This window comes from Halorubrum sp. C191, from assembly GCF_002727095.1.
GTDB lineage: Archaea > Halobacteriota > Halobacteria > Halobacteriales > Haloferacaceae > Halorubrum > Halorubrum ezzemoulense.
Genome location: NZ_NHNZ01000024.1, coordinates 1 through 13,454, shown reverse-complemented (window position 1 = coordinate 13,454; position 13,454 = coordinate 1). Strand labels below are relative to the sequence as shown.

At 51.7% G+C, this 13,454-nt stretch carries 7 protein-coding genes and 2 pseudogenes; 5 read left to right on the top strand and 4 right to left on the bottom strand.

Annotated features, from left to right (window positions below; translation table 11 throughout):
• Positions 1-63: 63 nt before the first annotated feature.
• From Z052_RS01200 to Z052_RS01185, 4 genes are all read left to right on the top strand, one after another.
• The gene (locus tag Z052_RS01200; RefSeq protein WP_099288591.1) at positions 64-3,492 is read left to right on the top strand and encodes a tubulin-like doman-containing protein; all 3,429 of its coding nucleotides are present in this window, start codon (positions 64-66) and stop codon (positions 3,490-3,492) included.
• Positions 3,492-4,973, top strand: coding sequence for a hypothetical protein (locus Z052_RS01195; RefSeq protein WP_099288589.1), 1,482 nt, complete (start codon positions 3,492-3,494; stop codon positions 4,971-4,973). Before Z052_RS01200 ends, Z052_RS01195 begins: the two co-directional genes overlap by 1 nt.
• Before the next feature lie 117 nt (positions 4,974-5,090).
• Positions 5,091-6,869 carry a hypothetical protein gene (locus Z052_RS01190; RefSeq protein ID WP_099288587.1) on the top strand — a complete coding sequence of 593 codons (1,779 nt, stop codon included), beginning with the start codon at positions 5,091-5,093 and terminating at the stop codon, positions 6,867-6,869.
• Positions 6,870-9,173, top strand: a complete 2,304-nt coding sequence (locus tag Z052_RS01185; RefSeq protein ID WP_099288585.1) for a hypothetical protein — start codon at positions 6,870-6,872, stop codon at positions 9,171-9,173.
• Between the two features lie 36 nt (positions 9,174-9,209).
• Here Z052_RS01185 and Z052_RS01180 read toward each other — a convergent pair.
• The 3 genes and pseudogenes from Z052_RS01180 to Z052_RS20035 all read right to left on the bottom strand — a co-directional run bounded on the left by Z052_RS01180 (position 9,210) and on the right by Z052_RS20035 (position 12,196).
• Positions 9,210-9,802: pseudogene (locus tag Z052_RS01180) on the bottom strand (IS6 family transposase).
• 223 nt (positions 9,803-10,025) lie between these two features.
• Entirely contained in the window at positions 10,026-10,250 is a 225-nt protein-coding gene (locus tag Z052_RS01175) for a hypothetical protein (RefSeq protein WP_099288583.1), read from the bottom strand.
• A 242-nt stretch (positions 10,251-10,492) separates the two neighbouring features.
• Complete coding sequence (locus tag Z052_RS20035) at positions 10,493-12,196, bottom strand: hypothetical protein (RefSeq protein WP_158228640.1); 1,704 nt, start codon at positions 12,194-12,196, stop codon at positions 10,493-10,495.
• 119 nt (positions 12,197-12,315) lie between these two features.
• Between Z052_RS20035 and Z052_RS01170 the strand changes: the two genes are divergently transcribed.
• Complete coding sequence (locus tag Z052_RS01170) at positions 12,316-12,693, top strand: hypothetical protein (protein ID WP_099288581.1); 378 nt, start codon at positions 12,316-12,318, stop codon at positions 12,691-12,693.
• A 448-nt stretch (positions 12,694-13,141) separates the two neighbouring features.
• On the opposite strand, the pseudogene Z052_RS01165 reads toward Z052_RS01170, so the two are convergent.
• A pseudogene (locus Z052_RS01165) lies at positions 13,142-13,454 on the bottom strand (IS5/IS1182 family transposase); the annotation flags it as partial.

The following is a 13,454-nucleotide window of genomic DNA, read 5'->3' as shown; positions in this document are numbered from 1 at the left end:
TTGGCTAATAGATATTATTTTGGACAAAAAGGTTAATGTGCGATCTAAGTATTTGTCGACTTAATGGCACGCTACCGAGTTCCGGACCATCTAATCTGCTTGGGAAAGGGAGGGATCGAGGTCGGAGAGACATTCATGAAGCAGGACTGGATTCTAGAGGAAGTGCTTCGGGATGATCCTCGTGACGACGCAGCTGACACGGATCGAAATCCCCTCCACGCGTTTTTCATCGATAGTGACAAGTCGACACTCCCAAACGGTATCGAGGACACCGTCAACCAGCGTGTCAGCCGAATCACGGGCGAATACGACATCATCCGGACGTCGAAAGTCGACGCCACCACAATCAACATTGTAGAAGGCACACACGAGCGGTATCTCACACCGGATGAGGTGACAAGTAGTTCAACAATTCAAGAATTGGCGACGGAATTAGGGCTAAAGGCGTGGTGGCTCCAGCAGGACAATAACGACATTCTCAGTCCTCTTGACGGGTTGAAACGCGGTGGTGTCGACCGAAAACGAGGGCTCACAAAGGCGATTAGTCGGATCTGTGAGTGGGAGAGTGACCCGCTTAATGAAGTGGAGCGGAGCGTTGAAGGACAAAATGATGCACACGCGGCTATGGTTGTTGGCCTTGGTGGCGGGACAGGATCTGGGCTCTTTCTTGATCTCGCCAAACGTATCAAAGACGCTGGTGCAACTGTAACGCTATTCGGTGTTCTCCCGACTCCGTCCGGCCGCGACGACAACAACGTCCTCGCAAACGCGTACGCTACCCTTTCAGAACTTGAGTACCTCGCCCTCTCGAGCCAAAACTACTTCCGAAACATCCTCCTCCTTCCCTACGATCCGGCCGTTGATGATGACATCTTCGACAAGGCAGCCACTTACACAATCACTTCCTACTACAATACCTCCGATTCGCAATCGAACACGTACGAAAAACTCGACGAAACAGAACCCGATGTTGGGCCACCGAAGTACGCCCCATTCACTATTGCGAGTTCCCGATATCTCCATTATTTGAAAGAGGATTTCGACCGTACCAAGGAGAACTTCAATAATTACTTTGACAACAAAAAGGACGCGCTCGGCGCCGAAGAGGAACTGTACGACAAAATAAAATCCTACCTCTGCGACAACAACCCCAATGCGGCTGAGGAGCTACACACAACGGATGGTAATTCCTCTGTCCGGCTTCCGAACCGGGACGCTACTGATCTCCTCACGCGGCTCCAAAATGTCAAGCAGTTAATTGACCAGGACTTCATTGAGGAGATGGAGTTCCGTTCTGTGAAACAGCTCTCGGCTGCGTTCGAGCGTGTCGAAAACACCGCTGAAAACAGGGCTACTTGGGAAGATGAACAGGACAAGGAAGCGGCGATCGCGCGTACCTTTGTTCCCTTACTGGCCCGCTCGGTCGACAACGTCGAAGACTACCAACCTAGTGACGGCGAGTGGGCCGCTGACGAGCGCGAGTTCGTTACTGATGTCGTTATCCGCGAGTTCGAACTCGTTGCACGTCGTGCCGGGGTAATAAAAGCGAAGGAGGCTCTGAAAAGCGACGGTGAGACGAACAGCCGTGTCGCCACTGACATCAACCATGCCATCAGTCTGAACGACTACGGTGACTTAGCTGAAATCGAAACCGAAATAACTGATCTTGAGGATGAAGTGTCGACGATCGAGGGAGAACTTAACGCACTTGAGACGCTCATTGACGACGGTGAAGCCAAGGTCAACGAGTTCAAGAGTAGCTGGAAAGACGCAGTAGAAGACCCGCTTGAGGACATCTACGATCTCTTCGATCAGAAGTTGGAGATCGATGACTACCTAAAGGAGTTGAAAAAGGCGATCAAGAAGGAGATCAACGGCCTCGAGGATGCCAACGAGGCGGACAACATCCACATCTCCGGTACGGAGTTCGACAGTTACTCTGATCTGAACGATCTGCTTGCTGATGAAGGGTGTGACACAGTCAACGACAAGCATATCGAGAGCACGGTCAAGAATGTCAAAAAGGCGAAACAGAAACGCCTCCAAGCGAGGAAGCAAGCAGGGACCCTCAGCGAAAAAATTCTGAGTCTTTTGAACCGAGGCACTATCGGCGGATTAAAGTCGGATTATAGAGGCCTCACAGACGACATCGACAACCAACTCATCCGGATGCCAGAGTGGTCCGATGACTGGGACATCACAGTCGAGACTGGATATATTGACAACCGCAGTGAGAGTCTCGAAGCACGTGAATCTAATCTGCTGGATGAGGTCGAGCGAGCGACTGAGCGGATTGTCAGTGAAGCAAAAGCGGCACGGAATCCGCAGGACTTCTTGTCGGCGGACGACCCGGACGCCGAGATGATTCTCGAGAACTTTAATTTCGAGGCAGCCGGCGTCAACGTGGATCTCGTACTCAACCACTTAGACACCAATAAACAAGACACAGTTGAGAACGCCAGAAGCTTCGATGATCTGATCCGGACGCTTCGCGAGGACGCGGTCGAGGAACTCCTGTCAAATATCCTCGTGAAGCCATTCAAGGATCGGAAAGAGACACTAGAAAAGGAATTAGAGGTAGTTGAATCAGAGCTTGAGACTTACCAGCAGTTGAAGACGATCGTCACCCAGAAGGGAGGAGGGTACACGCGGGCAGTCGACAATGTGGATAGTATTCACTCGATCGCGACATTCGAGGAGGGCGGCCACTCTGGGCCGTTCAAAGAAGACGCAGAACCGCATTCCCGAGGGAAGCTCGGAAACACGACTCACCTTGGGGAAACTCCTCTGTGGGACGATCAAAATGAGAAGGATCAAGACGACAAGGAAAAAGAGCAACTCCTCTCCAATTTGGACAAGATTGTCCCTGGACTCGGCGGTGAGCATTTACCGATCAACGAGGTCCATATTTCCGACAATGAGACTGCACAGACCACTTACGAGGGGTTCCGTTTGGGAACGACGTTTATGAGTACACTGTTCGACGGGTTTCGGGACGATGAGACCGCAGACATACCCTCGATCACTAATGACCTGCTTGACAAGCGGGTGATGAAAAAAGAGGATATGTTGATCGGTCGGGGTGCATTCGCGGACTCCTATGACGTAGTTATGACGACGTTCTTGACTGGCGTCTTCCTCGACAACCTCTCGATTTTCACCGACGAATGCCGTGACGCGTACACCCGAGGTACGGATGTAGTCCCTAATGACAACCGGCACAACCATCAGGACTCTGTTCCAAGTATCGTTAAGAACCACAATTACGGGCTGGATGGCGTGACGTATCACGAGGAGGGGCAGTTCTTCCCGCCGGTTTCTGATGGTGGCTTCTGTTACCGGCGCAACATCCTGAATTTCGCCACCGACGGGACTTCAGTGTTGCTTGACCAAGCTGAGAACCAGTCGAAAAACGAGAGAGGAGTCGTGGACACACTCCTTCAGGACTACTACGAAGTGGTCGGCTACCCGTCTACTGTCGATATCGAGTGATGTATGATTCGTTCCTGAGCGACACAAGAGGTGCAGCTGCCCCGGGTGGTGGTGCACCCGAACCGGGGGGACCCCTCACCGATCGCCAGCGGGCGTTCCTGAAACTGGGTGGCGCACTGGTTGTCATCTGCCTCCTTGCGCTCCGCGTGGGTGATCTGTGGAACCTAGCTTGGGATGCCAACGGTGTCGGCCGGGGGCTCGTCGAGCAGTTGACAGCTGGCGTCAACATCGATTTTGCCGTCCTCGTCCCGTTCGGTCTGGTGACGGCGTGGATGTTACTGTTCGCCTTCGACCAAACAAAGAAGCTCCAACGAGGATTTGCCGGCGTCGCATACCTCCTCCTCATTGTGTGGCTCGTTGTCGTCGAAAACCGTTGGCGAGCGGAGGTTGCGTGGCTCTCGTTTTGGTACGCACCGATTGGCGGCTTCCTTTTAGGTATCGTGACTGGAGCTGCCCCACAACTCCTCCGTGGAGAACGCCGGTGGGAGTTTCCGATGGCCGCCCTCGGTCTCTTTTTGACCGCCTCAACTCTGTGTGTGGTGGCATTTCTCGACGTTCACTTGTTTGCGGTCAATCGGGTTCCTGTTGTGGGCGACACGCTTCTCCCGTCGCCGCTGTCTCCCGTTGGGACAGCTATCGATTTTCTCTCGACGCTTGGGTTCGTAGCGCTGTTTGGATGGTTCCTCCTTTACAGTGACTACCGCCAAGTCGCGGTTCTCAGCACGTCAAAAGCTCTCGGTCTCGCAGTGATGGCAGGTCTCCTCGACTTTACCCAGAACCAGTACGACGCTACGTCTGGTCCACGAGGGAGAAAACTCAAGAATGCTAAGCGACCACTCAGAGAGAGTGAACGCCCGGACCATGTCGTCGAAACTCTCGATGGCGACGGTCATTTTGAAATTAAGTACGTCCCGCCGAACGCGCCCCGCTGGTCGTACGTCTCGGCATCACCCATCGAGATGGGCAACATCGGTTCCAAGACTATCGACCGCATCGCCGAGCACGCGGATCGACCGGGACTGCTTCACCGCTTCTTACTGTTTGTGGCCGATAATTTCTTTCCCGGTGGGCTCAAACAAAAGCTCTTCCCAAATACTGGCCTGCTGGTCGACATGGTCGGAAACGCCGACACTCTGCTGTTCGTCCTGAGCATCAAGGATTTTGAAGGATACAATGACAATCCAACACTTGGTACGCTCTCGCCCCCCGGTGAACTTGACCGCTTTACCGACCTCTGTGAAAAGGTTGGCAGCTCCCGAAAGCACCTCATCGTGGTGACCGATTCGCACGAAATCCTCGATCTTGCGGGAGCATCTTCGATGGTGGATGACGGATTTGCCCGGTTTATCCGCGGCCAACTGCTCGGTATCAGTGACGAGTATACTGTCGTCCCGGTGAGCTGGACGAATGACGACGATGATAGCGACACTGGACCCTTGATCGATGGCATCGGAACTCTGCGACGCGAACTCGATCGGTAATGCGGACCGTTCCGAGAAAAATGTATCTGATATCATGAAGTAAGGCCATCCATAATCTCGATTCGACGCGGTCGTGTGAGGTTTTATTACTATTCCCACATGAGGGATGATTGCCAAATGTCTGTAAACGGTGGAGACCTGTCAGAAGATGTTAAACTCGTTATAGGCGCCATCCGCGTCTGGTTCCGGCAGCTAATTCTCTATCACCGGGACGAACTGAAGACGCTGGTGTGGCAGCTAATTGCTATCGTCATTTGTACGGCCATTGTGACGATTGCTTGGGCAGTCGGTTGGGAGCAAAGGGGAATTACATGGCATACGATGACCGCCCTCAAACACACGATTCCGGGACCACCCGGCCCAGCCTTTGCGGCGCCGCTCGGGTTTCTGTTCGGCCTCGTTTCCATCTTCCTTTTCGATGCTTACAAACGCCTTCAGGGACTTCTCCTCCTCGGAACGGGGTTGGTGACGATGCTCGGCGTCTCCGTTTTTTTCGACCGGATGCGACTTGCGATGACTCTCCCGACTATCGGTGTTGGATTCCTGATGTTCGTGGTCGGACTCTTGTGGGGGGGAGTACTCGATGGACAGATCTCGTCGGGGAAAGCCGAGATGCGGAAGGGGTTCCAGCGGCTCATTACTGTTGTGGCCGTCTTCGGTTTTGTCGGTATCTTTGAGGCCGTAATTAACTACGAATCGCCGATCATCTACACGCAGAGCAACCCGTCGATCGTAGCCGGTATCGAAGTACCCGCGACGTTCCCGGAGCCAATTCTGCCAATAGCTATCGGGGGATTCGGCCAGACGTTTCCCACTTCTCCTATCGCCGGCATTGTGTATCTAATAGGGCTAGGTGGACTCCTCGGTGTACTTCGGGAGTTTACGAAGTACGAAATGGAGAAGGAGGTCCTCATCCTCGGTCCCGATCGGGCGGGCAAGACGTGGCTGATGGGTGGTTCTGGATATTGTCTACAAGAGCGGTCGGTGATCGATACCGGTTTCGAAGATCCGGACATTAACGAACCACTTCAGGAATACGTCGAGGTGTTCCGCCAAGGAAACTTTGATAATCCGCTCTTGGAAGCGAACGACGAGGATCAGTTTTCGTTCTTTAGTTTCAAATTTGAACACGGAATCCTCCCACGGCGGCGACTCCGAGTTAGAACTGTTGACTACGCGGGCGAACATCTCAAGAATATCGCCGTTGAGGATCCTTGGGGATCATTCAACAAGAAGTGGGCAGAAGATGAGGACAAAGGAGTGGATCCAGATGAAGCTCCTGACTTCGAAAAGCTAGTCGAACTTAATGAAAATGGCAATATCGACTCGGATGACATTCCATCACTCCTATCTGCGTTGGTTGCCGAGTACGACGCTGTTGCCACCATCCTACCCAGCGATGAGTTCGGCGATCATCTTTCGGACAGCCAGCTCCCAGACCACCTTGACTCCGGATCCATTGCCGCCCGACTCCGAAACCGAGATACGGCGGCCCACAACGTTTTCGGGACAGGATACTTTCAAGTATACAAGCGCTTACTCAACACGTACGACGATACCGATCTGTTTTTCGTCGTTACCATGTCCGATATTTTTCTCGAGACGTACAAGTATGACGACGATCATAACCATCGAGACCCAAAGGGGAACCAGAACTGGGACGCGTTCTGTAAGCACATCTTCGGGCAAGTCGAAGACAAGAACCAGCGAGATATGGTTGACTTCATGAGTCATTCACGCTCTAGAGATAAGCGGCATTTCTATCCGGTGTATTTCGAGCCGGATCCATCGGACCCCGTGACGGACAACGGCGAATTCAAGCCGAATCTAGACTGGGATGACGATTATTATCCACTCCGTGGACTCCAATACTTGCTCAAGCGTATGGGTCGATAGATGACATTCTACGTACTCAACAACAGCGGCGACATTACGTATCCGCTTGACAGGCAGCCACAAGAGCCAGACGATTACAGCCGTCGTACCCGTGATCTCTACCAGAGCAACTTCCGTTTTCACTACGACGGCGCTAGAAACCATGTTGTTTCCTACTTCAAAGGTCGGGTCAATACTGGAACGGGTAGCCATCTGATCTCTAACCAGTTCTACGCCGTTTACTACGGCGACGGAACCGAACAGGACCTGCTGAGGGCGCTCAAAGAGAGAGTCGAATCTACGTTCGATAGTCAGGGGTGGCAAACGTCGGAGTCCGACCGAGACGCCAACTCCATCTATACCAACCTCACGACTCTCCAGCCGGTCGAGTTGTCTGTTGACGAGGGAATGTTGCTGCGGATGATCGATAAGGATTCTTCTGGCGGTTCAGACGGGAATCCGCCCAGTAATGTTGGCCAGAACGAGAACTATCCCGATGGTCCGATTCAATTGGGCGCCCCTGATTACGCGTCAGCACTCCGAGTGTGTAAGCGTTTGATCGAACAGGTCGACAACATCAAACTCACGATCAGTTCGTCCGGGCATGAATCGAGTCACCCGCCGAGTGATGTTGTCGTCATTCCGGGTGATACAGACGAGCCGGGAGCACCGACTCGCGGAACGCTAGACTGGCTCCAGCGGGCGGACTTGAGCCATCGTATCCGCAAGGCAAACAATAGACTGGCGAAATTCATCCAGGAGGATGGCGCTCGAGCGACTGACCTCGCCAAAGCATTCGAGGATCGGTTCCCAGACCCAAGTGTTCCGAATATCGAGGATCTTGGCGTTCGGATTGATACACCAGAGCGAAAGGCGACCCGTGAGTCGAGACTCGGGACAGCCGCCATGCTTGGCGGTAGTGTGGCCGGTGTCGTTCTAGCGGTTTTACTCGCCGTCTATCTCGACTATATTGAGCGTATCGTTGAGGCGTTGAGTTCATCTGTTAGTGTCTCGTCATGGTTTATTTCTGGAGTCAGCGTCGGAATCACAGTCCCGAGTTGGGTAATTCTTGGCCCGTGTACGGCAATTATTTTACTTTTTGGACTCGGTTTCCGCCGGACTATACTCGTAAGGAACACAATACTAGACTGGTTCGGAGCTAAGTTTGGTTCGACCACTGACTCACCGGCGAGCGACGCTGCCAAGCAGACAGCAAAGGACTTGTTATTCGAACTCCGAGAAATTCGGGATCACCCCGCCATAGAAACAACCAAAAACGGCGACAGTGCGATTGATCGTGTCTTTGACACCGATAGCATCAGGAGTAGCGGATTAAAAATATACGATCGATCATATTACCGGAGGAGTATACAGTTTGTTGGTTTCTCCCGCTTTGGGTTCGGGCTGTTCGCAGCTGTCCTCGGCCTGACTTTCCTCATCAGCGTTGGTGTTCTTGTGAGCCAAGCCTGGCTCGCACTCCACTATATACTCATTGTCGGCGCACTGGTAGCGGTTGCGTCTCGAGTTGTTTTAGTTGTACCGAGTGGACTCAGGTCGCTTATCGACTTAATTCAAACACCGAATGTCGAAGTACTAATCGTCGGGCCAGAGGAAAGTGATCCACTATCTCACGTGGCGTTACTGTTTAACCACTTTTTGACGGATCGGGGTATCAACCCCGACCCGAACGAGACGCTCAGTAAGGTTATACATGGGTATGATTCTTCCGACGCTAGGTCCGGCGTCGAGCCTGTGAGGTTTAGAACGGATGATCTGACTGTGTGGACGCCCATCGCCGAGAAGAACATTATCGGTGAAAAAGTATTCAAAAAACTGAGAGATGTCGAACAATTACATGGACCTAGCCATCTCCCAGAGAGCGGCACGCGCCGGACCGGCTCACATGTCTCTATTGAACTGGCGACTGCGCTGGTGGCGGCTGACGTGCTCGTCCTCTTGTTCCCAGCTGACGGTGCCATCACGTCGACGGCTACCGATTCTACAAAGAACTCTCAGGACTCTCTCCCTGAATCCCGCAGGTATCTCTATCGGTATCAAAAACTCCTAGAGCAGTATCTTAACGACGAACAGCGAGTCCTTGGCGTCGTCACCGGTGTCGGTGCTCGGTCACGCACCGAGGGCGGGCAGGGGTCCGAGAGAATCTATGAGCAGGCTACCGACTGGGCCTTCGAGGGTGCGTCCGACGAACTCCGAGACACAATTCTCGAACGGCTGGACAACAGTACCGACGGTACCTTGCTACCAATTGTTGAAACAGACGAAGAGACGGAAGTCGAGAGGGAAGTAGAGCAGTTCTACTATTGATAATGTCGTTTCCACCGTCCGAGTCGCCGTGTTAACTTAAGCATGGTTCCACCAGACGGCGTGAGCTTGTAACCACGTTTCCGCGGTCGGTGGATCGACGTGGCTGAAACAGTTTGAAAATGAAGAAGTTCGTCGTTCCACTTCTCTAAAAACACGGTCGACAGAATTTCTGAGACCATGTTGTTTGACGCGATAGCTGTAGTTTTCGCAGCGAAGTCCACCGGTCAGATCGTCTGCGTCATCGACGAGAAACAGCGCGTCTTCGACATCGTGTTTCTCAGCTAATTCAGTGAGAAATTCTCGTGCGATCGGGATCGTATACGTCGGAAACAGCCGTGAGTGAAGGATTCTGTTCGTCTGTGGATCGACAGCAGCGTACAGCCAGTGCTGCTCGTCGTTGATCCGGATCACTTTCTGATCGACCGCAACACGACCCGCGCTCTTACTGTCAGCTGGCTGTAGATCGGCTTTTGTACCCAGTTGTGAACAGCAACACAACTCCGTTGGACACCCAATTCCTCAAGAAGAATAACTGTATCCGAAAGTGATAACCCAGCCAGGTGGTGGCGAATACCCTCTTCAATAATCTCGCGGAGTGTCCGCTCTCGCTCCACAAAATCCAACTCAATCCACTCGGTACACTTAGTGAGGCTAGCGGTTTTCTACATAGGCACTAAATCTCGTCTCGCTTCGTTCTTAACTTAAAACGGGTCGGCAAGGGAGAAAATAGATTTTGAGGAGGCGAATTAGCTGACGAAGCACATGACGACGTGTGACAACCACGGCAAACCGTTGCGTACCATCACCCGGTGATTCCAGTGACAGAGCCAGCTTACTGTGAAGGGTAGAGGATCACCCGCCAAGGAAACGGAGGATCCATAACTCTACTTCTCGATGAGATCCAGAGAAAATCATCCCGGATTCCCATATTTCGTGAAGAGCGTAGACGCCAAAGCAGGCGGTAGCAGTCACTATCTCACGGTATGACAAATCGAGAACCATCTTCGCAATCAAGAGACTCACGAGCAGAGCTCCAGCATCAAACGTCCAGTCGATCAGATCGAGCAATTCAATCATGTGCTGGATGACGAAGCCACGGCTGTTAACCGTTTGGTCGACGATCTCCCTGAAGTAGTCGTCACACCGAACTGCGGTATTCGCATACCGAGCGAGGGCTTGGGGGGCTGGGGAAACTTCCGTCCTGTAATATATCTACCCTTCGAGGTGTGTCACGCCGTCCGGCGAAATGTCGTGGTTCGCACCAGCATTAACAACAGAGCGGGGGCGAGTATCTTCGTTGCGGTGATATTAGATTGCACTCAAAGGCTGAAATGGACCAAGTACACATATGTAATAGATGATATGAATAGACTACCCAGTACAACGCGGAACTGCCGCTGGTAGTCTCTCGGGAAATCTCGAGCCTTAATCGACCCTTCGACATCAAACAACTCCCATTTGTCGCCGTGGTAATCATACGTGGTGACCACCACTGGAATTTCTTTCGTTTCTTTTTGGCGTCGATAAAGACCGCTCTGAGTCGGGTTATTATCGGTCTCGATGCTCTTGCGTGTACCTGAGGCATCCGTCAATAGGCTCTCTGGAACGGACTTAGCTCGGTAGGAAACTTCTTTGTCAGGGGAATAACTTCGCTCGACATACTTGAAATCAACCAACCGTCCACAGGCATCACATTTTCTACAGTTATGCGTTCCCCTTCCACCACAACTGTTACAGGTTTTTTCACCTTCGCCACTACATGAAGAACAACTCACTTTCCCTCTCTTGCAGTTAGGGCAGCTCTTCGTTCGCTCAATAGTCCCGTATCCCCCGCAATTATTACACTCCCAACCATCCGAAGTCTCACCAGATCCCCGGCACACGCCACAGGTGTCATCAACAGTAATTTTCCCGTTACCTCTACACTTCCGGCATTGTGTCTGTCCCGACCCGTTGCAGCTTCCGCACTTGACTGTTCCTCTGCGATTACAACTCGAGCAATCCAACTCACCTCGCCCACTACACTTTTCACATGAGTAGGTGTCCTTCGACCCTGACTTGTAGAAGTTATATATTTTCGATTTAAACCCGTCAGGAGCGATGTCTTTGCGTCGGTTGTAGTCTGATCGCAGTTTTTGTTTCTCAGTTGAGAACTTAGTCTCGGGAACCGTTTTTTTGTAATGGGATACCTCAACCCAAAGTCCTCGAACGATATCTCTCAATGGCTTCAGTTTTCGCGTGTTCTTGATGGTCGCTGAACTAGGGAGTTCATCCGGAACCGTCCATTTCGAATCCGTGAAGTTCTCAAGAAGGTTTTCGCCCTTGGAATCCTTAATATCCGTACCCTTGTAGGATTTCGTTTCCGTATGGTCATTGGTGTCTGAGACGTTCCCTTTTTTCTTTTTTATTTGCTCAATTTCTTGTTTCTTGACAATATAACCGTTCGTTACACCTCCGCCGTACACTGTCGCGACAAGCGGGATGAGGAACGGTCTGGAGAGCGCCCTTGGTTCAATTGGGACATTGAACCTCCAGATATAAATTATGGAAAAAATAGTACCTAAAAATACCCCGACACCGATAGATAGGCCGATACGCTTCAACAGATCTCTTTCTAATTGATCTCTCGTCGAGAAAGTGAAAAACATTCCAGAGAGGACTCCTGTGGCTGTCAACCCGATATATCCAATTACGAGAGAGAGTATAGTCGGCTGGACAAACTGTCCACGCGCAATCTCTGGACCATCGGCAATTCCGAATAGTACACACACAGCTACACCAGCACTAATTATTGGAAGAGATAGTGATTTGCCAGATGAGAAGCCGATTACATTATGGAACGGTGATTCCTCCATTTTCTCCTCGATATCTCTATTCCCATCTACTTTTACAACCGCGTAGTACAACGGGTACAGTGCCAAAAGTGGCAGAAATAACAACCAGTATCCAATTTGAATACCGTAGTCAAATAGTGCATCTGGTACTTTATTTCCTATGTCAACAGCACTTTCTAATGACATCATCTAATATGTAACATAGTCGGCATTTTAACTTTACCCTCGTAAATCACAACCCACGAAGAGATGACCGAAATAGATACCATGGATGGAGAGCCTCATAGTCGTGAAGTCGGGCAGTAGCAATGAGTGAGAATGTAATTGAGGAATATGCGAATGGCTGCCGGATTGTCCATGAAGAACGGATGTACCCAGACTTGTACCACTTCGAGCGACCGGGCCGGAGGATCAAGTCTTTCAAAAACCTCGGTAAAGCGCGTGTGTACGCCGCTATCTACGTGGTAACGGGTGGCTTCGATGAGAAAAACACTGGTGAACGCGGTGTCCCGCCAACTGTTGTACGGGCCGACGAAAATATTCGGGTGGCGTATCTTACAGCATTAATGTCGCCGACGTATGCCGCTCGCGCGTTCGAGATTGATGTCGACTGTGCCCTTGAGAAGGTACAGCAGGTTTGTGATCGAGCGGAGGAACAACTCTCCAAGGAAGCCGACGAGGAGTAGCCGCGATGGAAGCACCACGTGATCCGTTTAATTCGGTTCGAAGTGGGATCCGCAGGAACACCTCACCGATCGCAGTATCTTCGGTTACCTAAGATTGAGGGTGTCATAGAACTATTCGCATGGGATTGATTTCATCTAAGACTTGATGAATCAAATGTCAGGATGAGCCTGCGAACTTATGATCGGAGTTTCTACCAATTCAGGCAGATATTCTGATGGCCGTGCAAGATATAACGCGCGTATCTTGCAGCTAGATTGAGTGGCTGCCCACATACCCTGTAACAAATAAGTGGTGTTGTTCAATTAAAAAAAATGGTTCGTCAGAACGTGCGGGTACACAACCCTACTCATCGCTACGATGTGGCAGAAGAATCTGGACCGGTACATAATCCCTCAGTCCGCTGGAAAAAGAAATTTTCTGCTGTGTTGAATAGGTGCTGAGTCACGGTTACAGCGGTTCACACAGTGGTTCTATGTTGGTGATGGCGAACATCAAGACGATCTCACGGAACTGCCGATACCAGCCGAGCGCTCGCACGGCGTCGCCGAGCGAGCGCTTCGTTGTCGAGTAGGATGTTTCGGCCATCCACCGCTGAGAGTAGCCGCTTACTCGGTTGAGCGCGTTGTTCGCGGCTGCGTTCGCTGACGAGCCGCGGTAATGAACGAGGTACTCAACGTCATGTGCGGCGATTTCGTACTCGGTGTGCCAGTCTTGGAAGCCGTTGTCGGCAGCGACGGACTGCAGGTCGTCCGCGTTTCGG